Origin of the sequence: Pseudomonas sp. FGI182 (assembly GCF_000511325.1) — a bacterium.
Lineage (GTDB): Bacteria > Pseudomonadota > Gammaproteobacteria > Pseudomonadales > Pseudomonadaceae > Aquipseudomonas > Aquipseudomonas putida_Z.
In genome coordinates, this window is the sequence record NZ_CP007012.1 from 1,234,701 (window position 1) to 1,258,149 (window position 23,449).

A 23,449-nucleotide genomic window follows, 5' to 3' on the forward strand; every position below is an offset into this window, starting at 1 on the left:
CGCAAAGCGCCCCCAATCCAATTAGCGGGTCAGGAACTCGCGAATCCGCTCCGCCGCCTCGATGCACTCGGCCAGCGGTGCAACCAGTGCCATGCGCACACGCCCGGCGCCGGGGTTCACGCCATCCACTTCGCGCGACAGGTACGACCCCGGCACCACCGTCACATGCTGGGCCTCGAACAGGTCGCGAGTGAACTCGGCATCGTCACCGGGCACCTTGGCCCACAGGTAGAAGCTGCCATCCGGGCGCTGCACGTCCAGCACCGGCTGCAGGATATCCAGCACGGCATCGTACTTGGCGCGATACTGGTCGCGGTTCTCGCGCACATGCGCCTCGTCCTGCCAGGCAGCGATGCTGGCCAGCTGGGTTTGTACCGGCATGGCGCAGCCGTGGTAGGTACGGTACAGCAGGAACGGCTTGATGATCTCGGCGTCACCGGCGACGAAGCCCGAGCGCAGGCCCGGCAGGTTGGAGCGCTTGGACAGGCTGTGGAATACCACGCAGCGCTTGAAGTCGCTGCGGCCCAGTTCCGCACAGGCGGTCAGCAGGCCTGGTGGCGGGGCATCCTCGTCGAAGTACAGCTCGCTGTAGCACTCGTCGGCGGCAATCACGAAGTCGTGCTCGTCGGCCAGGGCAATCAGCTTCTTCAGGGTGTCCATCGGCACCAGTGCGCCGGTGGGGTTGCCCGGCGAGCACAGGAACAGGATCTGGCAACGCTTCCACACTTCAGCCGGCACGGCGTCGAAGTCGGGGTTGAAACCGTTGCTTTCCAGGCACGGCAGGTAGTGCGGGGTGGCACCGGCCAGCAGCGCTGCGCCTTCGTAGATCTGGTAGAACGGGTTGGGGCTGACCACCAGGCCGTCATCGGCGCGGTTGACCACGGCCTGGGTGAAGGCGAACAGCGCTTCACGGGTACCGTTGACCGGCAGGATGTGGCGGTCGGCATCCAGCCAGCCGGCCGGTATGCCGAAGCGCCGCTCGCACCACTGGCCGATGGCCTGGCGCAGGGCGGGCAGGCCGATGGTGCTCGGGTACACCGCCAGCTTGTCGAGGTTGTCGGCCATGGCCTGGGCGACGAACGCCGGCGATTCGTGCTTCGGCTCACCGATCGACAGGGCGATGGCGCGCTTGTCCGCCGCAGGTGCAACGCTGCCCAGCAGGGCGCGGAGTTTCTCGAACGGGTAGGGCTGAAGCTGGGTCAAGGCATGGTTCATCGGCGCAAGGTCTCGTCAATCGTCTAGTCGTTAAAAGGTCACGCGGGTGGGGCTGGCATCGCTGGCCTGGCCGGCCTGCAGCTGCTGGACGATGGCCTCCTGCAGTCGGCTGCACAGCTGTGGGTCGGACAGCGGCTGGTTGTCGGCATCGGTGATGAAGAACACGTCTTCCACCCGCTCGCCAAGGGTGGCGATCTTGGCGTTCTGCAGCGACAGGTCGAACTCCAGAAAGATTCGCCCCAGCCGGGCCAGCAGGCCTGGGCGGTCGGGCGCGGTGATTTCGAGGATGGTCACCGGCCGCTGGGCATCGTTGAGGATGGTCACCTGTGGCGGGAAGTCGAAGTGCTTGAGCTGGCGCGGTACCCGGCGCTGGATGATGGTCGGGTAGTCCTCGGGGTTACGCAGCGCTTCGGTCAGACCGTCGCGAATCTGCTTGACCCGCTGCGGGTTGTCGCCGATCGAGCCGCCGTCGTTGTCCAGCACGATGTAGGTGTCGAGGGTGAACTGGCTGCTCGAGGTGATGATCCGCGCGTCATGAATGTTCAGGTTCAGCTGCGACATGGCCGCCACCGTCACGGCGAAGAAGTCGTGCTGGTCGGGGGCATAGATGAAGATCTGCGTGCCACCCTCGAACTCGCGCTGGGTGGTTTCCTTGATCAGCACCAGCGGCCCGCCATCGGCCGGCTGCTGGAGGATCGCGTCACTGTGCCACGCCACGTCGGCAGCGGTGTGCTTGAGGAAGTAGTCATCGCCCAGCTGCGACCACAGCTGCTCGACGTCGTCCGGGTCGGTGCCTTCGCGCACCAGGATATCCAGCGCCGCCGATTGGGTCTGGCGAATCTGCTCCTCGCGGTCCAGCGGGTTTTCCAGGCCACGGCGCAGGGCGCGCTTGGTCTCGGTGTACAGCTGGCGCAGCAGGCTGGCGCGCCACGAGTTCCACAGGCTGGGGTTGGTGGCGTTGATATCGGCCACGGTCAGCACGTACAGGTAGTCCAGGCGCGTCTCGTCGCCCACGTGCAGGGCAAAATCGTTGATCACCTGAGGGTCGGACAGGTCCTTGCGCTGGGCGGTGGTCGACATCACCAGGTGGTTCTGCACCAGCCAGACAATCAGCCGGCTGTCCCAGGCCGGCAACTGGTGGCGCTCGCAGAACTTCTGCGCATCCACGGCGCCCAGCTCGGAATGGTCGCCCTGGCGGCCCTTGCCGATGTCGTGGTACAGGCCGGCCAGGTAGATCAGCTCGGGCTTGGGCAGGCGGCCCATGAGCTTGCTGGCCAGCGGGAATTTCTCGGACACCGGCGTGTATTGCAACTTGCGCAGGTGCTTGATGAGGTTGAGGGTGTGCGCATCGACCGTATAGATGTGGAACAGGTCGTGCTGCATCTGCCCGACGATCAGGCCGAACTCCGGCAGGTAGCGGCCGAGGATGCCGTAGCGGTTCATCCGCCGCAGGTTGCGGTGGATGCCGATTTCGCACTTGAACAGCTCGATGAACAGGCTGGTGTTGCGGATATCGGTGCGGAAGGTATCGTCGATCAGGTGCCGGTGCTCGCGCAGCAGCCGCACGGTATCGGCGCGTACGCCCTTGATCTCGGGGTGCTGGGCCATCAGCACGAAGATTTCCAGCATGGCGAACGGCGTGCGCTTGAACACGTTCGGCCTGGCCGCTTCTATGTAGCCGTCATGCAGGCGGAAGCGCGCGTTCAGCGGCTGGGTGGTGCCGCTGTCGTCATCGGCGAGGATGACCTCCTCGAAGTGCTGGATAATCAGGTCGCACAGCTGGCTGATGCTCATCACCACCCGGTAGTACTGCTGCATGAACTGCTCGATCGCCCGCTTGGGGTTGTCGTCGCTGTAGCCCAGCAGCGCGGCGATGCTGCGCTGGTGGTCGAACAGCAGGCGGTCCTCGGCGCGCCCGGCCAGCATGTGCAAGGCGTAGCGCACCCTCCACAGGAAGTCCTGGGACGAGGCCAGCAGTTCGTTCTCGCTTTCCAGCAGGAAACCTTCGCCGGCCAATGCGTGCAGGTTGAGGGTGCCGTACTGGCGGCGGGCCACCCACAGCACTGTCTGGATGTCGCGCAGGCCGCCGGGCGAACCTTTCACATTGGGTTCGAGGTTGTACTCGGTGTCGTTGTACTTGTGGTGGCGGGCCTTGAGTTCGGCCCGCTTGGCCAGGAAGAAGTCCTTGCTCGGCCACATGTGCGCAGTGCTAGTCACCTCCAGCATGCGCTGGCGCAGGGCCTCGGGGCCGGCAACGGTGCGGCTTTCCATCAGGTTGGTGATGACCGTCAGGTCGGCACGGGCCTGCTCGGCGCACTCGTCGACGGTGCGCACGCTCTGGCCCACTTCCAGGCCGATGTCCCACAGCAGGGTGAGAAACCGCTCGATGGCATCGCGATACTGCTCGTGTTCGGCAGCATCCAGCAGGATCAGCAGGTCGATGTCCGAATGCGGGTGCAGCTCGCCGCGCCCGTAGCCACCCACCGCGACCAAGGCGATGCCGCTCTGGTCGCCCCAGTCGAACTGGTTCCAGGCCTGTTGCAGGATGTTGTCGACGAGCCAGGCACGGGCCTCGATCAGTGGGCGGATTTCGCTGCCACTGCGGAAACGCTTGTCAAGCACCTCGCCGGCCTGGCGGATGGCTTTCTTGAAGGCGGCGATGGGGCTCGCCTTGAGGGCCAGTTCCGCCTGGAACTGGCCGCGGTCGAACAGCTCGGGGTCCACCTGGGGCATCGCGTCACGTTCCTGTCGTGGGGGTGGCCTGTGGGAGTGCGGTCAGGCCGAGGTGCGCGGGATGGTGTCGTCCTTGCGCAGGGTGAAGATCTCGTAGCCGGTCGCGGTCACCACCAGGGTGTGTTCCCACTGGGCCGAGAGCTTGCGGTCCTTGGTGATGGCGGTCCAGCCGTCGCCCAGCACCTTGGTGTCGGCCTTGCCCTGGTTGATCATCGGCTCGATGGTGAAGGTCATGCCTTCCTTCAGCTCCATGCCGGTGCCGGCGCGGCCGTAGTGCAGGATCTGCGGCTCTTCGTGGAACACCTTGCCGATGCCATGGCCGCAGAACTCGCGCACCACCGAGAAGCCGTTCTTTTCAGCGTGCTTCTGGATCACTTCGCCGATGTCGCCCAGGCGGCAGCCCGGCTTGACCAGTTCGATGGCCTTGTACATGCACTCCTGGGTGACCTTGGACAGGCGCTCGGCCCATACCGGCACGGTGCCGACGTGGAACATGCGGCTGGTGTCGCCGTGGTAGCCGTCCTTGATCACGGTGACGTCGATGTTCAGCGTGTCACCGTCCTTGAGCGGCTTGTCGTTGGGGATGCCGTGGCAGACCACATGGTTGATCGAGGTGCAGATCGACTTCGGGTAGCCCTTGTAGTTGAGCGGTGCCGGGATGGCCTGCTGGACGTTGACGATGTAGTCGTGGCACAGGCGGTCCAGCTCTTCGGTGGTGACACCGGGCTTGACGTGTTCCTCGATCATTTCCAGCACGTCTGCGGCCAGGCGGCCAGCGATGCGCATCTTCTCGATGTCTTCTGCGGTCTTGATGGTGACGGTCATTACAGGCTCTCTACAGCGCCGCATGCGGCGCGAACAAACGGGAAAGGCCGGATTCTAGCAGAGCAGGGCGCCGATCGGTCGGGATAAAGGCGGCCATGCTGCTGTCTACAGCTGGCATTCTGGCGGGAAAGCCGGGGTGCTGCAAAAACCGCTGACGGACGCAACAGTATCCGGGTTCCGTTCGGCCGCGGTCTGTGGTATAAAATGCGCCGCTTTCGGGGACGACCCCGTCAGCACTTAACCCACACACGTGTCGACACGATGACCTGGGTGCCCCGAGTTGCAGAATTCGCGGGTTGGTCATTGGGATACGTGGAGGCCCAACCCGACTTATCAAGGAACTATCATGTCCCAAGTCAACATGCGCGATATGCTGAAGGCCGGTGTGCACTTCGGCCACCAGACCCGTTACTGGAACCCGAAAATGGGCAAGTACATTTTCGGCGCGCGTAACAAGATCCATATCGTCAACCTGGAAAAAACCCTGCCAATGTTCAACGACGCTCTGTCGTTCGTAGAGCGCCTGGCCCAGGGCAAGAACAAGATCCTGTTCGTCGGCACCAAGCGTTCCGCCGGCAAGATCGTCGCCGAGCAAGCTGCTCGTTGCGGTTCGCCGTACGTTGACCACCGTTGGTTGGGCGGCATGCTGACCAACTACAAGACCATCCGCGCTTCGATCAAGCGTCTGCGCGACCTGGAAACCCAGGCCGAAGACGGCACTTTCGCCAAGCTGACCAAGAAAGAAGCCCTGATGCGCTCCCGCGACCTGGAAAAACTGGATCGCAGCCTGGGCGGCATCAAGGACATGGGCGGTCTGCCAGACGCTCTGTTCGTTATTGACGTTGATCACGAGCGCATCGCGATCACCGAAGCCAACAAGCTGGGCATCCCGGTTATCGGCGTTGTCGATACCAACAGCAGCCCGGAAGGTGTTGACTACATCATCCCAGGTAACGATGACGCCATCCGCGCTATCGAGCTGTACATGACTTCGATGGCTGACGCAGTCATCCGCGGCCGTAACAACGTTGCCGGCGGCACCGAAGTTTACGCTGAAGAAGCGGCTGCACCTGCTGCCGAGTAATTAGACGCTAGCGTCGACTTGGCACGCAAAAAGGGGGCTCTGCCCCCTTTTTGCCACCTTGAAATCCTGCTGTCAGCATCGGCCCCGCATCATGGGCTCGCTGAGATAAACACAGCGGATTTGCAGAATTGAACGCCCGTGACGAACGGGTGGAATGGTTGAAAAACTTTCCAAGAGGATTTTGAAATGGCAGCAATTACTGCAGCGCTGGTCAAAGAACTGCGCGAGCGTACCGGCGAAGGCATGATGGATTGCAAGAAGGCCCTGGAAAAGGCCGGCGGCGACATCGAAAAAGCCATTGACGACATGCGTGCCTCGGGCGCCATCAAGGCCGCCAAAAAGGCTGGCAACGTCGCTGCTGAAGGCGCTATCGCCGTCAAGACCGACGGTAAATCCGCCGTCCTGCTGGAAGTGAACTCGCAGACCGACTTCCTGGCCCTGCAAGACGACTTCAAGAACTTCGTTGCCGACAGCATCGAAGAAGCCTTCGCCCAGAAGCTGACCGACGCTGCTCCGCTGATCGCCTCGCGTGAAGCTGCTCGTGAAGCCCTGGTTGCCAAGTGCGGCGAGAACGTCAACATCCGTCGCCTGGTGCGCGTTGAAGGTGACGTTGTCGGTGCCTACCTGCACGGCAACAAGATCGGCGCTGCCGTTGTCCTGAAAGGCGGCGACGTCGATCTGGCCAAGAACATCGCCATGCACGTTGCAGCTTCGAACCCTGAGTTCCTGCTGCCGTCGGAAGTATCGGCCGAAGCCATCGAGCGCGAGAAGGGCGTCTTCCTGCAGCTGAACGCTGACAAGATCGCCGGCAAGCCGGAAAACATCGTCGAGAACATGATCAAAGGTCGTATCTCGAAGTTCCTGGCCGAAGCCTCGCTGGTCGAGCAAGCCTTCGTCATGAACCCGGAAGTCAAGGTTGGCGAGCTGGCCAAGAAAGCCGGTGCTGAAATCGTTTCCTTCACCTACTTCAAAGTAGGCGAAGGCATCGAGAAGCCAGTCGACGACTTCGCTGCTGAAGTTGCCGCTCAGGTAGCTGCTGCCAAGCAGTAAGACAGCCCCGTCTGTCGCCCCGAAGAGGCTGCCCGCTCACGCGCGCAGCCTCTTTGTCAAAACGGCGAAGGGTTTATAAAACCTGCCGCCGCTGGCACCAAAACGGTGCCACGCTACAGTTAGCAGGCTGCAAACAGCCCGCACGAATTTTCTAAAAGTACGCCGCAGGAGAGACTCGCAATGGCTCAGCAGGTGAGTGGTCGCCAACCTCGCTATAAACGCATTTTGCTCAAACTTAGCGGCGAGGCCCTGATGGGCTCGGAAGACTTCGGGATCGACCCGAAAGTGCTGGATCGCATGGCCCTCGAAGTTGGCCAGCTGGTAGGGATCGGTGTCCAGGTCGGCCTGGTGATCGGTGGTGGCAACCTGTTCCGCGGCGCCGCGCTCAGCGCAGCCGGCATGGACCGCGTCACCGGTGACCACATGGGCATGCTGGCCACCGTGATGAACGGCCTGGCCATGCGCGACGCGCTGGAGCGCTCGAACATCCCGGCCCTGGTCATGTCGGCCATTTCCATGGTCGGTGTCACCGATCATTACGATCGTCGCAAAGCTATTCGCCACCTCAACTCCGGGGATGTGGTAATTTTCTCCGCCGGTACCGGCAACCCGTTCTTCACCACCGACTCCGCAGCCTGCCTGCGCGCCATCGAAATCGATGCCGACGTGGTGCTGAAGGCGACCAAGGTCGATGGTGTGTACACTGCCGATCCATTCAAGGACCCGCATGCCGAGAAGTTCGATCACCTGACCTACGACGAGGTCCTGGATCGCAAGCTGGGTGTGATGGACCTGACCGCAATCTGCCTGTGCCGTGACCACAAGATGCCATTGCGGGTATTCAACATGAACAAGCCTGGCGCCCTGCTGAACATCGTGGTGGGTGGCGCTGAAGGTACTCTGATCGAGGAAGGCCAAGCATGATCAACGACATCAAGAAAGACGCGCAGGAGCGCATGACCAAGTCCCTCGAGGCCCTGGCCCGCAACCTGGCGGCAATCCGCACCGGTCGCGCCCACCCGAGCATCCTGGACAGCGTCAAGGTCCCGGCCTGGGGTAGCGAGATGCCGCTGAACCAGGTGGCCGCGATCACCGTCGAAGATGCCCGCACCCTGAAGATCGTCGCCCACGACAAGAACCTCAGCGCCGCCATCGAGAAGGCCATCCTCACCTCCGACCTGGGCCTGAACCCGTCCAGCGCCGGCACCACCATCCGTGTGCCGATGCCGGCCCTGACCGAGGAAACCCGCAAGGGCTACACCAAGCAGGCCAGCGGCGTTGCCGAGGATGCCAAGGTAGCCGTGCGCAACGTGCGCCGTGACGCCCTGGCCGACCTGAAGAAGCTGACCAAGGACAAGGAAATCAGCGAAGACGAAGAGCGTCGTGCCGCTGACGAAATCCAGAAACTGACCGACAAGTACGTTGCCGAAGTCGATGCCGCCTTCAAAGCCAAGGAAAAGGACCTGATGGCCGTCTAAGGCCGGGGTTTTTTAATGGAAAAGACCAAGCCAGCGGCGCCGTCCTCGGTGCCGCGTCATGTCGCGATCATCATGGATGGCAACAACCGCTGGGCGAAAAAGCGCCTGTTGCCCGGCGTTGCCGGGCACAAGGCGGGTGTCGACGCCGTTCGCGCGGTCATCGAAGTCTGTGCCGAGTCCGGGGTCGAGGTGCTGACCCTGTTCGCCTTCTCCAGTGAGAACTGGCAGCGTCCCGCCGAAGAGGTCGGTGCGCTGATGGAGCTGTTCTTCTCGGCCCTGCGCCGCGAGGCCAAGCGCCTCAACGAGAACAACATCAGCCTGCGTATCATCGGTGACCGTTCGCGTTTCCATCCCGAGCTGCAAGCCGCCATGCGCGAGGCCGAGGCGCTGACCGCCGGCAACAACCGCTTCATCCTGCAGATCGCGGCCAACTACGGTGGCCAGTGGGACATCGCCCAGGCCGCCCAGCGGCTGGCGCGGGAAGTGCAAGCCGGGCACCTGCGCCCGGAAGACATCACCCCTGGCCTGCTGCAGACCTGCCTGGCAACCGGCGAGCTGCCGCTGCCGGACCTGTGCATCCGCACTGGTGGCGAGCACCGCATCAGCAACTTCCTGTTGTGGCAGCTGGCCTACGCCGAGCTGTATTTCTCCGACCTGTACTGGCCGGACTTCAAACACGAGGCCATGCGCAACGCCCTGGCCGATTTCGCTTCGCGCCAGCGCCGCTTCGGTAAGACCAGCGAGCAGGTCGAGGCTGGAGCTCGTGCTTAATGCTTAAACAACGCATCATTACCGCGCTGATCCTGCTGCCGATCGCGCTGGGTGGCTTCTTCCTGCTCAATGGTGGGGATTTCGCCCTGTTCATCGGCTTCGTGGTGACCCTCGGCGCCTGGGAGTGGGCGCGCCTGGCCGGGCTCATGGCCCAGCCACTGCGCATCACCTATGCCGTGGTCGTCGCCGGAGCGCTGATGTTGCTGTACATCCTTCCGGAGCTGGCGCCTTGGGTGCTGGGCGCTGCGGTGATCTGGTGGGGGTTGGCCACCTGGCTGGTGCTTACCTACCCGCGCAGCAGCGAGCTGTGGGCCAGTGCCGCCTGCCGGTTGCTGATCGGCCTGCTGGTATTGCTGCCGGCCTGGCAGGGGTTGGTGCTGCTCAAGCACTGGCCGCTGGGTAACTGGCTGATCCTGTCGGTCATGGTGTTGGTGTGGGCTGCCGATATTGGCGCGTACTTCTCCGGCCGTGCCTTCGGCAAGCGCAAGCTGGCGCCTCAGGTCAGCCCTGGCAAGAGCTGGGAAGGCGTGTATGGCGGCCTGGCAGTCAGCCTGGTGATCACCCTGGTGGTCGGTATCAGCCGCGACTGGGGCTTCGGCCAGATCCTGCTGGGCCTTCTGAGTGCCGCGCTGGTGGTCATGTCTTCGGTGGTCGGTGACCTGACCGAAAGCATGTTCAAGCGCCGTTCCGGCATCAAGGACAGCAGCAACCTGTTGCCTGGCCATGGCGGGGTGCTCGACCGCATCGACAGCCTGACCGCGGCGATCCCGATTTTCGCCGTGCTGCTGTGGGCCGCCGAATGGGGTGTGATGTGAGCCGTCCGCAGCGTATTACCGTGCTCGGGGCCACCGGCTCCATCGGCCTGAGCACGCTGGATGTCATCGCGCGCCATCCCGACCGCTATCAGGTGTTCGCCCTGAGTGGCTATTCGCGTATCGACGAATTGCAGGCCCTGTGCGTGCGCCATCGCCCGGCATTCGCCGTGGTGCCGAGCGCCGAGGCGGCCGCGCGACTGCGCGAAAGCCTGGTAACGGCGGGCTGCGCCACCGAGGTGCTGGAAGGCGAGGCCGGGCTGTGCCAGGTGGCTTCTGCGTCGGAAGTGGACGCAGTGATGGCGGCCATCGTCGGCGCCGCCGGCCTGCGCCCCACCCTGGCGGCGGTCGAGGCGGGCAAGAAGGTGTTGCTGGCCAACAAGGAGGCGCTGGTGATGTCCGGCGCGCTGTTCATGGAGGCGGTGCGGCGCAGTGGCGCCGTGCTGCTGCCGATCGACAGCGAGCACAATGCGATCTTCCAGTGCATGCCCGGCGACTACGCGCGCGGCCTGAGTGCCGTCGGCGTACGCCGGATCCTGCTCACCGCCTCCGGTGGCCCGTTCCGCGAGACCCCCGTCGAGGCGCTGCTGGATGTCACCCCGGAACAGGCCTGCGCGCACCCCAACTGGTCCATGGGGCGCAAGATTTCCGTGGATTCGGCCAGCATGATGAACAAGGGCCTGGAGCTGATCGAGGCCTGCTGGTTGTTCGATGCCGCACCGGCCAAGGTCGAGGTGGTGGTGCACCCGCAGAGCGTGATCCACTCCCTGGTGGATTATGTCGACGGTTCGGTGCTGGCGCAGCTGGGTAACCCGGACATGCGCACACCCATTGCCAACGCCCTGGCCTGGCCCGAGCGGATCGATTCCGGGGTGGCACCGCTGGACCTGTTCGCCATCGCCCGTCTGGATTTCCAGGCGCCCGACGAACAGCGCTTCCCTTGCCTGCGCCTGGCGCGGCAGGCTGCCGAGGCCGGCAACAGCGCACCGGCCGTGCTCAATGCGGCCAACGAGGTTGCGGTCGAGGCATTTCTCCAGCGGCGTATCCGCTTTCCGGAGATCGCGGGTATGATCGAACAGGTGCTCGATCAGGAGCCCGTCGTACCGCTGCCGTCGCTGGACGCGGTGTTCGCCGCCGACCAGCGTGCCCGGGAGCTTTCCCGTGAGTGGCTGAGGCGTCACGGTCGCTGATGCAGGCCCGCCACGGTTCACGAGGGGGCTGGGCATGATGCCAGCCCGCTGAACATCATTCGGAGATGGATATGACAGCGCTCTACATGATTATCGGCACCCTCGTAGCCTTGGGTGTACTGGTCACTTTCCATGAATTCGGCCACTTCTGGGTGGCGCGCCGCTGCGGTGTCAAGGTGCTGCGCTTCTCGGTGGGCTTCGGCACGCCGCTGCTGCGCTGGCACGACCGCCATGGCACCGAGTTCGTGGTCGCTGCGATCCCGCTGGGTGGTTACGTCAAGATGCTCGACGAGCGCGAGGGTGACGTGCCGCCGGCGCTGATCGAGCAATCGTTCAATCGCAAGTCCGTGCGCCAGCGCATCGCGATCGTCGCGGCGGGTCCGGTTGCCAACTTCCTGCTGGCTATCCTGTTTTTCTGGGTGCTGGCGATGCTGGGTACCCAGCAGATCCGCCCGGTGATCGGTGCGGTCGATGCCGGCAGCCTGGCAGCATCGGCAGGCCTGACCGCAGGTCAGGAAATCGTCTCCATCGACGGCAAGCCGACCAATGGTTGGTCTGCGGTCAACCTGCAACTGGTTCGCCGCCTGGGCGAGAGCGGCACCCTGCAGGTTGGCGTGCGTGAAGAGGGGGCCAGCGCCGAACGCCAGCTGCAGGTGAAGCTGGACAGCTGGCTCAAGGGCGCCGACGAGCCGGACCCGATCCAGTCCCTTGGGCTGCACCCTTGGCGCCCGGCGATCGTGCCGGTGTTGGCCGAGATCGATCCGAAGGGGCCGGCTGCCGCTGCGGGCCTTAAAACCGGTGACAAGCTGCTGGCCCTCGATGGCGTGGCAGTGAGCGAATGGCAGCAGGTGGTCGATGCCGTGCGGGCCCGCCCGCAAGCCAAGGTTGTGGTGCGTGTCGAGCGCGATGGTGCTGCGCTGGACGTCCCGGTCACCCTGGCGCGCAAGGGCGAGGGCAAGGCGGCCGGCGGCTATCTTGGCGCCGGGGTAAAAGGTGGCGAATGGCCTGCCAGCATGCTCCGCGAAGTCAGCTACGGCCCGCTGGATGCGGTGGGTGAGGGCTTGTCACGCACCTGGAACATGAGCGTCCTGACCCTTGAATCGCTGAAGAAAATGCTGTTCGGGGAGCTCTCGGTAAAAAACTTGAGCGGACCGATAACCATTGCTAAAGTGGCGGGCGCTTCAGCCCAGTCCGGCGTGGGGGATTTCCTGAATTTCCTGGCCTACCTGAGCATAAGCCTGGGGGTTCTTAACCTGCTGCCCATCCCGGTTCTGGATGGGGGGCATTTGCTGTTTTACCTGGTCGAGTGGGCGCGCGGTCGTCCGCTGTCGGATCGGGTGCAAGGTTGGGGGGTCCAGATCGGTATCAGTTTGGTCATAGGGGTGATGTTGCTCGCCCTGATCAACGATCTGGGTCGACTATAAAGCTTCGCTCAATTGCGAAACCTGCCGTCTTGTTGCGGCGGGCTGTTTATTGCCAGTTGGAATAAAAGGACTTCATGAAACGTCTGCTGCTAACTGCGGTCATGTCCGCACTGATGATCGCTGAAGTTCACGCCGAGTCCTTCACCATCTCCGATATCCGCGTCAACGGCCTGCAGCGGGTTTCCGCCGGCAGTGTCTTCGGTGCCTTGCCGCTGAACGTCGGCGACCAGGCCGATGACCGCCGACTGGTGGAGTCGACCCGTTCCCTGTTCAAGACCGGCTTCTTCCAGGACATCCAGCTGAACCGCGATGGCAATGTCCTGATCATCAACGTGGTCGAGCGCCCGTCGGTGTCGAGCATCGAGATCGAAGGCAACAAGGCCATCAGCACCGAAGACCTGATGAAGGGCCTGAAGCAATCCGGCCTGGCCGAAGGCGAGATCTTCCAGCGTGCCACCCTCGAAGGTGTGCGTAACGAGCTGCAGCGCCAGTACGTGGCCCAGGGCCGCTACTCGGCCGAGGTCGACGCCGAGGTGGTGCCGCAGCCGCGCAACCGCGTGGCGCTGAAGATCAAGATCAACGAAGGCACCGTCGCCGCCATCCAGCACATCAACATCGTTGGCAACAACGTGTTCGACGACGAGACCCTGGCGCAGCTGTTCGAGCTGAAGACCACCAACTGGCTGTCGTTCTTCAAGAACGACGACAAGTACGCCCGCGAAAAGCTCTCCGGTGACCTGGAACGCCTGCGTTCCTACTACCTGGACCGCGGCTACATCAACATGGACATCGCCTCCACCCAGGTGTCCATCACGCCGGACAAGAAACACGTCTACATCACCGTCAACATCAACGAAGGCGAGAAGTACACCGTTCGCGACGTGAAGCTGTCCGGTGACCTGAAAGTGCCGGAAGACCAGGTCAAGTCGCTGCTGCTGGTGCAGCCAGGCCAGGTGTTCTCGCGCAAGGTGATGACCAGCACTTCCGAGCTGATCACCCGCCGCCTGGGTAACGAAGGCTACACCTTCGCCAACGTCAACGGCGTGCCGCAGCCGAACGATGAAGACCACACCGTCGACATCATGTTCGTGGTCGACCCGGGCAAGCGTGCCTACGTCAACCGCATCAACTACCGCGGCAACACCAAGACCGAAGACGAAGTGCTGCGTCGCGAAATGCGCCAGATGGAAGGCGGCTGGGCCTCGACCTACCTGATCGACCAGTCCAAGACCCGTCTGGAGCGCCTGGGCTTCTTCAAGGAAGTGAACGTCGAGACCCCGCCGGTGCCGGGCACCGACGACCAGGTCGACGTCAACTACAGCGTCGAGGAGCAGGCTTCCGGCTCGATCACCGCCAGCGTCGGTTTCGCCCAGAGCGCCGGCCTGATCCTCGGTGGTTCGATCAGCCAGAGCAACTTCCTCGGTACCGGTAACAAGGTGTCCATCGGCCTGACCCGTTCGGAATACCAGACCCGCTACAACTTCGGCTTCGTTGACCCCTACTTCACTGCCGATGGCGTGAGCCTGGGCTACAACGCCTTCTACCGCAGCACCGACTACGACGACCTCGACGTCGACGTGGCCAGCTACGCGGTGGACAGCTACGGTGCGGGCGTCAGCCTCGGTTACCCGATCAGCGAGACATCGCGCCTGACCTATGGCCTGAGCGTGCAGCAGGACAAGATCAAGACCGGCAAGTACACCGTTGACGAGATCTTCGATTTCCTCGAAGAGGAAGGCGACAACTTCCTGAACTTCAAGGCCTCGATCGGCTGGTCCGAGTCGACCCTGAACAAAGGTGTGCTGGCAACCCGTGGTCACTCCCAGAGCCTGACCCTGGAATCCACCATTCCGGGCAGCGACCTGTCGTTCTTCAAGCTCGACTACCGCGGCCAGCTGTTCAAGCCGATCACCAACGACTACACCCTGCGCCTGCACACCGAGCTGGGTTATGGTGACGGTTATGGCAGCACCTCTGGCCTGCCGTTCTACGAGAACTACTTCGCGGGTGGCTTCAACTCCGTCCGTGGCTTCAAGGACAGCAGCCTGGGCCCACGCAGTACCCCAAGCCGCGGCGAGGCCAACGGTGGCAAGCCAGGTACCATCGCCGACCCGGACCAGGATCCGTTGCCGTTTGGTGGCAACGTACTGGTACAAGGTGGTGTCGAGCTGCTGTTCCCGCTGCCGTTCGTCAAGGACCAGCGTTCGCTGCGCACTTCCGTGTTCTGGGACGTGGGTAACGTGTTCGACACCAATTGCGGCAACCAGCCGGATTGCGAGAAGGTCGGTTTCTCGGGCATGGCCAGTTCGGTCGGCCTGGGCGTGACCTGGATCACCGCACTGGGCCCGCTGAGCTTCAGCCTGGCAATGCCGGTCAAGAAGCCGGACGATGCCGACACCCAGGTGTTCCAATTCTCTCTGGGCCAGACCTTCTGAGGTCGGCCCTCGCTTAATGACAACGGTTTATCCAGGAGTGCATCGTGCGTAAGTTGACCCAACTGGCCGTAGTGGCCGCGGCGCTGGTCGCCACCCCGGCTTTCGCCGAAATGAAGGTTGCCGTCCTGAACTATCAGATGGCCCTGCTGGAGTCGGATGCCGCCAAGAAATACGCGGTGGATGCCGAGAAGAAGTTCGGTCCGCAACTGACCAAGCTGAAAAGCCTGGAAAGCAGCGCCAAGGGCATCCAGGACCGTCTGATCAAGGGCGGCGACAAGATGCAGCAGCAGGAGCGCGAGCGCCTGGAGCTCGAGTTCAAGCAGAAGGCCCGTGACTTCCAGTTCCAGTCCAAGGAACTGAACGAAGCCAAGGCCGTTGCCGACCGCGACATGCTCAAGCAGCTGAAGCCGAAGCTGGATGGCGCTGTCGAGGAAGTGATCAAGAAAGGCGGTTACGACCTGGTCCTCGAGCGTGGCGCGGTCATCGATGTCAAGCCTCAGTACGACATCACCCGCCAGGTCATCGAGCGCATGAACCAAGCCCGTTGATATGACCGTGACCATGACGCTAGGCCAGTTGGCCGAGGCCCTCGGCGCCACCCTCAAGGGGCCCGAGGCGCTGCAGATTACCGGGCTGGCCACCTTGCAGGAGGCTGGCCCAGGTCAGTTGAGCTTCCTCGCCAACCCGCAGTACCGCAAATTCCTGGATAGCAGCCAGGCGGCCGCGGTGCTGCTGAAGGCGGCGGACGCCGAAGGCTTTGCCGGCAATGCGCTGATCGTCGCCGATCCGTACCTGGCCTACGCGCGCATTTCCCACCTGTTCGACCCCAAACCCAAGGCTGTGGCGGGTATTCATCCCAGCGCCGTGGTGGCCGAGGACGCGCAGGTGGACGCCAGTGCCAGCATCGGGCCGTTCGCGGTCATCGAAAGCGGTGCGCGCATCGCGGCCAATGTCAGCGTGGGTGCACACAGCGTGGTCGGTGCCCGTTGCGTGATCGGTGAAGGTGGCTGGCTGGCCCCACGGGTCACCCTGTACCATGATGTGACCATCGGCAAGCGTGTGGTCATCCAGTCGGGTGCGGTGATCGGCGGTGAAGGCTTCGGCTTTGCCAACGAGAAGGGCGTGTGGCGCAAGATCGCCCAGATCGGTGGTGTAACCATCGGCGACGACGTGGAAATCGGTGTCAACACCGCGGTCGATCGTGGCGCGCTGTCGGATACGCGGATCGCTGATGGGGTCAAGCTCGACAACCAGATCCAGATCGCCCACAACGTGCAGATCGGTGAGCACACGGCCATGGCCGCCTGCGTCGGAATTTCCGGCAGCACGCGCATCGGCAAGCATTGCACCATTGCCGGAGGTGTCGGCATGGTGGGTCATATCGATGTCTGTGATAACGTTTTCGTGTCCGGGATGACCATGGTGACCCGTTCGATCACCGAACCGGGTGCCTATTCTTCCGGCACTGCCATGCAGCCACTGGCTGAATGGCGCAAGAGCGCCGCGCGTATCCGCCACCTGGACGACATGGCCAAGCGTCTCCAGCAGCTGGAAAAACGCGTCGATACCGTGACCTCAGGTGGCCAGCCGACATCAGAAGGCTGATACCATTCCCTGAGCAAGAGTGAACAGTCGCTAGCTGGCTCCTCTTTGGACTGCAAAAGGAGCGTGTGGTCAGCACCTGCGCTCCCTATTCTTATTACAGGCTTCCCCCCCGAAATGATGGACATCAACGAGATTCGCGAATACCTGCCTCACCGTTACCCGTTCCTGCTGGTGGACCGCGTGACGGAGCTGGACTACGAGGCCCAGAGCATTCGTGCCTACAAGAATGTCAGCATCAACGAGCCGTTCTTCAACGGCCATTTCCCGGCTCACCCGATCATGCCGGGCGTCCTGATCATCGAAGCCATGGCACAGGCCGCGGGTATCCTCGGTTTCAAGATGCTCGACGCCAAGCCGGCCGATGGCACCCTGTACTACTTCGTCGGCTCCGACAAGCTGCGTTTCCGTCAGCCGGTACTGCCGGGTGACCAGTTGGTGCTGGAAGCCAAGTTCCTCAGCCGCAAGAGCATGATCTGGAAATTCGAGTGCCGCGCCCTGGTCGACGGCAAGCCGGTTTGCTCGGCAGAAATCACCTGCGCGGAACGCTCCCTATGAATTCGATTGATCCTCGGGCCATTATCGACCCGTCGGCCAAGCTGGCCGATGGTGTCGAGGTCGGCCCCTGGTCGATCGTTGGCCCCGATGTGGAAATCGGGGAGGGCACCGTTATCGGCCCGCATGTTGTGCTCAAAGGGCCGACCCGCATCGGCAAGCACAACCGTATCTTTCAGTTTTCCTCGATCGGCGAAGACACCCCGGACCTCAAGTACAAGGGTGAGCCGACGCGCCTGGTGATCGGCGATCACAATGTGATCCGCGAAGGGGTGACCATTCACCGCGGCACCGTCCAGGACCGTGCAGAAACCACCGTGGGCGACCACAACCTGATCATGGCCTATGCCCACATCGGCCACGACAGCGTCATCGGCAACCACTGCATCCTGGTCAACAACACGGCCCTGGCCGGCCATGTGCACGTGGGGGACTGGGCGATCCTGTCCGGCTACACCCTGGTGCACCAGTACTGCCATATCGGTGCCCACGCGTTTTCCGGCATGGGCACGGCGATCGGCAAGGATGTCCCGGCCTTCGTCACCGTGTTCGGCAGCCCGGCCGAAGCCCGCAGCATGAACTTCGAAGGCATGCGCCGCCGGGGTTTCAGCGACGAGGTGATCCATGTGCTGCGCCGTTGCTACAAGATCGTCTATCGCCAGGGCCTGACCGTCGAAGACGCGCTCAAGGAGCTGGACGAACTGGCTGCGAAGCACCCTGAGGTCGATCTGTTCCGTCAGTCGATCGTGAACTCCGCCCGCGGCATCACCCGCTGACATGGCCCAGCTTTGCGTAGCCTTGGTCGCAGGTGAGGCCAGCGGCGACATTCTCGGTTCCGGCTTGATGCGTGCCATCAAGGCACGCCACCCCGACGTACGGTTCATCGGCGTTGGCGGCCCCTTGATGGAAGCCGAAGGCCTGCAATCCTATTTCCCCATGGAACGCCTGGCCGTCATGGGTCTGGTCGAAGTGCTGGGGCGCCTGCGCGAGCTGCTCAAGCGCCGCAAGCTGCTGATCGAGACCCTGATCGGCGAAAAGCCCGATGTGTTCATCGGCATCGATGCCCCCGACTTCACCCTCAACATCGAACTGAAACTGCGTCAGGCCGGGATCAAGACCGTGCACTACGTCAGCCCGTCGGTCTGGGCCTGGCGGCAGAAGCGTGTGCTGAAGATTCGCGAAGGCTGCGACCTGATGCTGACGCTGTTGCCATTCGAGGCGCGGTTCTATGAAGAGCAGGGCGTACCGGTGCGCTTCGTCGGCCACCCGTTGGCCGACACCATCCCGCTCGAAGCCGACCGCCCTGCCGCACGTGCCGCGCTGGGCCTGGGCGAAGGGCCGGTAGTCGCGTTGATGCCGGGCAGCCGGGGCGGCGAAGTAGGGCGGCTGGGCGCACTGTTCCTGGATGCTGCCGAACGGCTGCGCCAGCAGGTACCGGGCGTGCGTTTCGTGCTGCCCTGCGCCAATGCCGCACGTCGCGCCCAGGTCGAGCAGATGCTCGAAGGGCGCCAGCTGCCGCTGACCCTGCTCGATGGCCAGTCGCACCAGGCCCTGGCGGCCTGTGACGCGGTGCTGATCGCCTCGGGTACCGCCACCCTCGAAGCGCTGCTGTACAAACGGCCGATGGTGGTGGCCTATCGCCTCGCGCCCCTGACCTACTGGATCCTCAAGCGCCTGGTAAAGAGCCCCTACGTGTCGTTGCCGAACCTGCTGGCCCGGCGCGTGCTGGTACCCGAGTTGCTGCAGGACGACGCCACCAGCGAAGCCCTGGCCAATACCCTGGCGCCGCTGGTGGCCGATGGCAGCCAGCAGACCGAAAGTTTCGACGAAATTCACCGCACCCTGCGCCGTGACGCCTCCAACCAGGCGGCCGAGGCGGTACTGGCCTTGCTCAAGGACCGCTGACATGCAAATTGGACTGGACTTCAACCTGGTCGAAGACCTGGTCGCCGGCGTCGACGAAGTGGGCCGTGGCCCGCTGTGCGGCGCGGTGGTGACCGCGGCGGTGATCCTCGACCCGGCGCGCCCGATCCTCGGCCTGAACGATTCGAAGAAACTCACCGAAGCCAAGCGCGAGGCGCTGTTCGACGAGATCTGCGAAAAGGCCCTGAGCTTCTGCATCGCCCGCGCCGAGGTCGAGGAAATCGACCGCCTGAACATCCTGCATGCGACCATGCTGGCCATGCAGCGCGCCGTGGAAGGCCTGCACATTACACCGAAGCTGGCCCTGATCGACGGCAACCGCTGCCCGAAACTCGCCGTACCGGCGTCGCCGGTAGTCAAGGGCGATAGCCAGGTGCCGGCCATCGCGGCGGCGTCGATCCTGGCCAAGGTGACCCGTGACCGGGAGATGAGCGCATTCGAGCTGATCTACCCGGGTTATGGCATTGGCGGACACAAGGGCTACCCAACCCCAGTGCACCTCGAGGCGCTGGCACGCTTGGGGCCTACGCCCATTCATCGGCGTTCCTTTGCCCCTGTGCGGGCCGCGTGGGATGCACGTGAAGGCGTCACCGACTCCCTTATCTGAGCTCTGGGGCCGCCTTGCGGCCCGATCGCGACACAAGGCCGCTCCTACAGGCGATCGCGTAACTTCTGTAGGAGCGGCCTTGTGTCGCGACAGGGCTGCGAAGCAGCCCCAAAAAAACATCCCCATTTAAGCTACAATCCCGCCCTTGTCGTTCAGCACTGCTACAGGATCTTCCATGTCGGTTCCCTTCGTTCACCTGCGCGTCCACTCCGAATTCTCGCTGGTCGACGGCCTGGTGCGGATCAAGCCGCTGGCCAAGGCGCTGGCCGGGATGAACATGCCGGCGGTGGCGATCACCGACCAGAGCAACATGTGCTCGCTGGTCAAGTTCTACAAGACCGCCATGGGCGCCGGCATCAAGCCGATCTGTGGCGCCGACCTGTGGCTGGCCGCTGCCGACCCGGAAGCACCGCTGTCGCGTATCTGCTTCCTGGCCATGAACCCCAAGGGCTACCGCAACCTCACCGAGCTGATCTCGCGCGGCTGGACCGAGGGCCAGCGCAACGGCCTGGTCATCCTCCAGCGTGAATGGATCGCCCCCGCCAGCGAGGGCCTGATCGCCCTTTCCGCAGGCAAGGAAGGCGATATCGGCATGGCCTTGCTGGCCGGCAAGGACGATGAAGCCGAGGCCCTGCTGCAAGACTGGATGGGCATGTTCCCCGAGCGCTTCTACGTCGAAGTGCAGCGCACCAACCGCGCCCGCGACGAGGAGTACGTGCACGCCGCCGTGGCGTTGGCCGACAAGTTCGGCGCTCCGCTGGTGGCAACCAACGATGTGCGCTTCATCAAGCAGTCCGACTTCGACGCCCACGAAACCCGAGTATGCATCGGTGAGGGGTGGACCCTCGACGACCCGCGTCGGCCAAGGATGTACAGCGACCAGCAGTACCTGAAGTCGGCCGAGGAAATGGCCGAGCTGTTCAGCGACCTGCCCGATGCCATCGCCAACACTGTCGAGATCGCCAAGCGCTGCAACATCCAGGTGCAGCTGGGCAAGTACTTCCTGCCCGACTTCCCAACGCCCAACGGCATGGGCATCGATGACTACCTGCGGCATGTGTCCCACGAAGGCCTGGAAGAGCGCCTGGCGGTGCTGTGGCCGAAAGAGACCACGCCCAATTACGAAGAGAAGCGCCAGGTCTACCTGGACCGCCTGAAGTTCGAACTGGACATCATCATCCAGATGGGCTTCCCCGGTTACTTCCTGATCGTCATGGACTTCATCAAGTGGGCCAAGAACAACGACGTACCGGTTGGCCCGGGCCGAGGATCGGGTGCCGGCTCGCTGGTGGCGTACGTGCTGAAGATCACCGACCTCGACCCGCTGGCCTACGACCTGCTGTTCGAGCGCTTCCTCAACCCTGAACGTATTTCCATGCCCGACTTCGACGTCGACTTCTGCATGGATGGCCGTGACCGGGTGATCGACTACGTAGCCGAAGCCTATGGCCGCAACGCGGTCAGCCAGATCATCACCTTCGGTACCATGGCGGCGAAGGCGGTGGTGCGAGACGTGGCGCGGGTACAGGGCAAGTCCTACGGCCTGGCCGACCGCCTGTCGAAGATGATCCCCTTCGAAGTGGGCATGACCCTGGAGAAGGCCTACGAGCAGGAAGAGATCCTGCGTGACTTCCTCAAGGGCGACGAAGACGCCCGCGAGATCTGGGACATGGCCCTGAAGCTCGAGGGCGTGACGCGCGGTACCGGCAAGCACGCCGGTGGTGTGGTCATCGCCCCGACCAAGCTCACCGACTTCTCGCCGATCGCCTGTGACGAAGAGGGCGGCGGCCTGGTAACCCAGTTCGACAAGGATGACGTCGAGGCTGCCGGCCTGGTGAAGTTCGACTTCCTCGGCCTGCGGACCCTGACCATCATCAAGTGGGCGATGGAGATCATCAACCGCGAGCAGGCCAAGAAGAACCTGCCCGACGTCAACATCGACTTCATCCCGCTGGACGACCGCAAGACCTACGAGCTGTTGCAGAAGGCCGAAACCACGGCGGTGTTCCAGCTTGAATCGCGTGGCATGAAGGAGCTGATCAAGAAGCTCAAGCCCGACTGTCTGGAAGACCTGATCGCACTGGTGGCACTGTTCCGCCCGGGCCCGCTGCAATCGGGCATGGTGGACGACTTCATCAACCGCAAGCACGGTCGCGCCGAGCTGGCTTACCCGCACTCCGACTACCAGTACGAGGGCCTGAAACCGGTACTGGCACCGACCTACGGCATCATCCTGTACCAGGAGCAGGTGATGCAGATCGCCCAGGTCATGGCTGGCTATACCCTCGGCGGCGCCGACATGCTGCGCCGTGCGATGGGTAAGAAAAAGCCCGAGGAAATGGCCAAGCAGCGCGGTGGTTTCATCGAAGGCTGCGTGGCCAACAATATCGATGCGGATCTTGCGGGTAACATTTTCGACCTGGTAGAGAAGTTCGCCGGCTACGGCTTCAACAAATCCCACTCCGCCGCCTATGGCCTGGTGTCGTACCAGACCGCCTGGCTGAAAACCCACTACCCGGCGCCATTCATGGCTGCGGTGTTGTCGGCGGATATGCACAACACCGACAAGGTGGTGGTGCTGGTCGAGGAAGTGCGCAGCATGAAGCTGCGCCTCGACGCGCCGGACGTGAACTTCTCCGACTTCAAGTTCACCGTCAACAATGACGGGCGCATCGTCTACGGCCTGGGCGCCATCAAGGGCGTCGGCGAAGGCCCGGTGGAGGCGATCGTCGAGGCCCGCGCCCAGGGTGGCCCGTTCAAGGACCTGTTCGATTTCTGTGAGCGCATCGACCTCAAGCGGGTGAACAAGCGTACCCTCGACGCGCTGATCCGCAGTGGCGCGCTGGACCGCCTGGGCCCGCACTTCCATGACGAGATCAAGGCCTACCACGCCAACATCGACATCAACCGTGCAACCTTGCTCTCGGCGCTGGGCGAGGCCATCAAGGCTGCCGAGCAGGCCGCCCACACCGCCGACAGTGGCCACGTCGACCTGTTCGGCGGCATGTTCGAAGAGGCGGATGCCGACGTCTACGCCAACCACCGCAAGGTGCGCGAACTGACCCTCAAGGAACGCCTGAAGGGCGAGAAGGACACCCTCGGCCTGTACCTCACCGGCCACCCGATCGACGAGTACGAGACCGAGATCCGCCGCTTCGCCCGCCAGCGCATCATCGATCTCAAGCCGTCACGCGAAACCCAGACCATCGCCGGCATGATCATTGCCCTGCGGGTGATGAAGAACAAGAAGGGCGACAAGATGGGCTTCGTCACCCTGGACGACCGCTCCGGGCGCATCGAGGCGTCGCTGTTTGCCGACGCCTTCATGGCGGCACAGTCCTTGCTGCAGACCGATGCCATGGTGGTGGTCGAAGGCGAGGTCAGCAACGACGATTTCTCCGGTGGCCTGCGCCTGCGGGTGAAGCAGGTGATGACCATGGAGGATGCGCGCACCAAGCTGGCCGAGAGCCTGCGCCTGAAGGTGGCACACGAAGCGCTAAAGGGCGACCGGCTGAAGTGGCTGGGCGAGCTGATTACCCGCCATCGCGGCGCTTGCCCGATCACCCTCGAGTACACCGGCAGCGACGCCAAGGCCATGCTGCAGTTCGGCGAGCAGTGGGCGATCGACCCGGCCGATGGGCTGATTCAGGCGCTGCGTGACCAGTTCGGGCGTGAGAACGTCTTCCTGCAATATCGTTGAACCGACAAAAATTTAATCTCGACCTGAATGCGCCTGATCCCTTAA

General features: G+C 63.3%; 19 protein-coding genes. 16 read left to right on the plus strand and 3 right to left on the minus strand.

Annotated features, from left to right (window positions below; all coding sequences use genetic code 11):
• Positions 1 to 21: 21 nt before the first annotated feature.
• From dapC to map, 3 genes are read right to left on the minus strand one after another with little or no spacing between them, the layout of a single operon-like run.
• Positions 22 to 1,215, minus strand: coding sequence for a succinyldiaminopimelate transaminase (gene dapC / locus C163_RS05580; RefSeq protein WP_025337971.1), 1,194 nt, complete (start codon positions 1,213 to 1,215; stop codon positions 22 to 24).
• A 30-nt stretch (positions 1,216 to 1,245) separates the two neighbouring features.
• Positions 1,246 to 3,948 (minus strand): [protein-PII] uridylyltransferase, encoded by a 2,703-nt coding sequence (locus tag C163_RS05585; protein WP_025337972.1) that lies wholly within the window; start codon positions 3,946 to 3,948, stop codon positions 1,246 to 1,248.
• Between the two features lie 42 nt (positions 3,949 to 3,990).
• Entirely contained in the window at positions 3,991 to 4,773 is a 783-nt protein-coding gene (map, locus tag C163_RS05590; RefSeq protein ID WP_025337973.1) for a type I methionyl aminopeptidase, read from the minus strand.
• A gap of 346 nt (positions 4,774 to 5,119) precedes the next feature.
• Here map and rpsB point away from each other — a divergent pair, with 346 nt between their 5' ends.
• From rpsB to dnaE, 16 genes are all read left to right on the plus strand, one after another.
• The gene (gene rpsB, locus C163_RS05595; RefSeq protein WP_003252287.1) at positions 5,120 to 5,857 is read left to right on the plus strand and encodes a 30S ribosomal protein S2; all 738 of its coding nucleotides are present in this window, start codon (positions 5,120 to 5,122) and stop codon (positions 5,855 to 5,857) included.
• Between the two features lie 186 nt (positions 5,858 to 6,043).
• Entirely contained in the window at positions 6,044 to 6,907 is an 864-nt protein-coding gene (gene tsf / locus C163_RS05600) for a translation elongation factor Ts (RefSeq protein WP_013971250.1), read from the plus strand.
• 180 nt (positions 6,908 to 7,087) lie between these two features.
• Positions 7,088 to 7,831 (plus strand): UMP kinase, encoded by a 744-nt coding sequence (pyrH, locus tag C163_RS05605; RefSeq protein WP_003252294.1) that lies wholly within the window; start codon positions 7,088 to 7,090, stop codon positions 7,829 to 7,831.
• Positions 7,828 to 8,385 carry a ribosome recycling factor gene (gene frr, locus C163_RS05610; protein WP_025337974.1) on the plus strand — a complete coding sequence of 186 codons (558 nt, stop codon included), beginning with the start codon at positions 7,828 to 7,830 and terminating at the stop codon, positions 8,383 to 8,385. Before pyrH ends, frr begins: the two co-directional genes overlap by 4 nt.
• Before the next feature lie 15 nt (positions 8,386 to 8,400).
• Complete coding sequence (gene uppS, locus C163_RS05615) at positions 8,401 to 9,156, plus strand: polyprenyl diphosphate synthase (protein ID WP_015269194.1); 756 nt, start codon at positions 8,401 to 8,403, stop codon at positions 9,154 to 9,156.
• Positions 9,156 to 9,971, plus strand: a complete 816-nt coding sequence (locus tag C163_RS05620) for a phosphatidate cytidylyltransferase (protein WP_025337975.1) — start codon at positions 9,156 to 9,158, stop codon at positions 9,969 to 9,971. Before uppS ends, C163_RS05620 begins: the two co-directional genes overlap by 1 nt.
• Positions 9,968 to 11,158, plus strand: coding sequence for a 1-deoxy-D-xylulose-5-phosphate reductoisomerase (gene ispC, locus C163_RS05625; protein ID WP_025337976.1), 1,191 nt, complete (start codon positions 9,968 to 9,970; stop codon positions 11,156 to 11,158). Before C163_RS05620 ends, ispC begins: the two co-directional genes overlap by 4 nt.
• Positions 11,159 to 11,229: 71 nt before the next feature.
• Entirely contained in the window at positions 11,230 to 12,582 is a 1,353-nt protein-coding gene (rseP, locus tag C163_RS05630) for an RIP metalloprotease RseP (RefSeq protein ID WP_025337977.1), read from the plus strand.
• Between the two features lie 74 nt (positions 12,583 to 12,656).
• The gene (bamA, locus tag C163_RS05635; protein ID WP_025337978.1) at positions 12,657 to 15,017 is read left to right on the plus strand and encodes an outer membrane protein assembly factor BamA; all 2,361 of its coding nucleotides are present in this window, start codon (positions 12,657 to 12,659) and stop codon (positions 15,015 to 15,017) included.
• A 44-nt stretch (positions 15,018 to 15,061) separates the two neighbouring features.
• Positions 15,062 to 15,565: an OmpH family outer membrane protein gene (locus tag C163_RS05640; RefSeq protein WP_015269197.1), complete on the plus strand. Its 504-nt coding sequence runs from the start codon at positions 15,062 to 15,064 to the stop codon at positions 15,563 to 15,565.
• 1 nt (position 15,566) lies between these two features.
• The gene (gene lpxD, locus C163_RS05645; RefSeq protein WP_025337979.1) at positions 15,567 to 16,622 is read left to right on the plus strand and encodes a UDP-3-O-(3-hydroxymyristoyl)glucosamine N-acyltransferase; all 1,056 of its coding nucleotides are present in this window, start codon (positions 15,567 to 15,569) and stop codon (positions 16,620 to 16,622) included.
• A 114-nt stretch (positions 16,623 to 16,736) separates the two neighbouring features.
• Positions 16,737 to 17,177: a 3-hydroxyacyl-ACP dehydratase FabZ gene (gene fabZ, locus C163_RS05650; protein WP_004375427.1), complete on the plus strand. Its 441-nt coding sequence runs from the start codon at positions 16,737 to 16,739 to the stop codon at positions 17,175 to 17,177.
• The gene (lpxA, locus tag C163_RS05655; RefSeq protein WP_025337980.1) at positions 17,174 to 17,950 is read left to right on the plus strand and encodes an acyl-ACP--UDP-N-acetylglucosamine O-acyltransferase; all 777 of its coding nucleotides are present in this window, start codon (positions 17,174 to 17,176) and stop codon (positions 17,948 to 17,950) included. Before fabZ ends, lpxA begins: the two co-directional genes overlap by 4 nt.
• 1 nt (position 17,951) lies before the next feature.
• Positions 17,952 to 19,079, plus strand: coding sequence for a lipid-A-disaccharide synthase (lpxB, locus tag C163_RS05660; RefSeq protein ID WP_025337981.1), 1,128 nt, complete (start codon positions 17,952 to 17,954; stop codon positions 19,077 to 19,079).
• Position 19,080: 1 nt separating this feature from the next.
• On the plus strand, positions 19,081 to 19,704 hold the full coding sequence (gene rnhB, locus C163_RS05665) for a ribonuclease HII (RefSeq protein WP_013971261.1): 624 nt from the start codon (positions 19,081 to 19,083) through the stop codon (positions 19,702 to 19,704).
• A 175-nt stretch (positions 19,705 to 19,879) separates the two neighbouring features.
• Positions 19,880 to 23,404, plus strand: coding sequence for a DNA polymerase III subunit alpha (gene dnaE, locus C163_RS05670; protein ID WP_025337982.1), 3,525 nt, complete (start codon positions 19,880 to 19,882; stop codon positions 23,402 to 23,404).
• The last annotated feature ends 45 nt before the right edge of the window (positions 23,405 to 23,449 follow it).

What these genes read in the sequence shown, in the direction of transcription:
- dapC (WP_025337971.1), bottom strand. Translation starts at nt 1,215, where the DNA reads ATGAACCATGCCTTGACCCAGCTTCAGCCCTACCCGTTCGAGAAACTC.
- C163_RS05585 (WP_025337972.1), bottom strand. Translation starts at nt 3,948, where the DNA reads ATGCCCCAGGTGGACCCCGAGCTGTTCGACCGCGGCCAGTTCCAGGCG.
- map (WP_025337973.1), bottom strand. Translation starts at nt 4,773, where the DNA reads ATGACCGTCACCATCAAGACCGCAGAAGACATCGAGAAGATGCGCATC.
- rpsB (WP_003252287.1), top strand. Translation starts at nt 5,120, where the DNA reads ATGTCCCAAGTCAACATGCGCGATATGCTGAAGGCCGGTGTGCACTTC.
- tsf (WP_013971250.1), top strand. Translation starts at nt 6,044, where the DNA reads ATGGCAGCAATTACTGCAGCGCTGGTCAAAGAACTGCGCGAGCGTACC.
- pyrH (WP_003252294.1), top strand. Translation starts at nt 7,088, where the DNA reads ATGGCTCAGCAGGTGAGTGGTCGCCAACCTCGCTATAAACGCATTTTG.
- frr (WP_025337974.1), top strand. Translation starts at nt 7,828, where the DNA reads ATGATCAACGACATCAAGAAAGACGCGCAGGAGCGCATGACCAAGTCC.
- uppS (WP_015269194.1), top strand. Translation starts at nt 8,401, where the DNA reads ATGGAAAAGACCAAGCCAGCGGCGCCGTCCTCGGTGCCGCGTCATGTC.
- C163_RS05620 (WP_025337975.1), top strand. Translation starts at nt 9,156, where the DNA reads ATGCTTAAACAACGCATCATTACCGCGCTGATCCTGCTGCCGATCGCG.
- rseP (WP_025337977.1), top strand. Translation starts at nt 11,230, where the DNA reads ATGACAGCGCTCTACATGATTATCGGCACCCTCGTAGCCTTGGGTGTA.
- bamA (WP_025337978.1), top strand. Translation starts at nt 12,657, where the DNA reads ATGAAACGTCTGCTGCTAACTGCGGTCATGTCCGCACTGATGATCGCT.
- lpxD (WP_025337979.1), top strand. Translation starts at nt 15,567, where the DNA reads ATGACCGTGACCATGACGCTAGGCCAGTTGGCCGAGGCCCTCGGCGCC.
- fabZ (WP_004375427.1), top strand. Translation starts at nt 16,737, where the DNA reads ATGATGGACATCAACGAGATTCGCGAATACCTGCCTCACCGTTACCCG.
- lpxA (WP_025337980.1), top strand. Translation starts at nt 17,174, where the DNA reads ATGAATTCGATTGATCCTCGGGCCATTATCGACCCGTCGGCCAAGCTG.
- lpxB (WP_025337981.1), top strand. Translation starts at nt 17,952, where the DNA reads ATGGCCCAGCTTTGCGTAGCCTTGGTCGCAGGTGAGGCCAGCGGCGAC.
- rnhB (WP_013971261.1), top strand. Translation starts at nt 19,081, where the DNA reads ATGCAAATTGGACTGGACTTCAACCTGGTCGAAGACCTGGTCGCCGGC.
- dnaE (WP_025337982.1), top strand. Translation starts at nt 19,880, where the DNA reads ATGTCGGTTCCCTTCGTTCACCTGCGCGTCCACTCCGAATTCTCGCTG.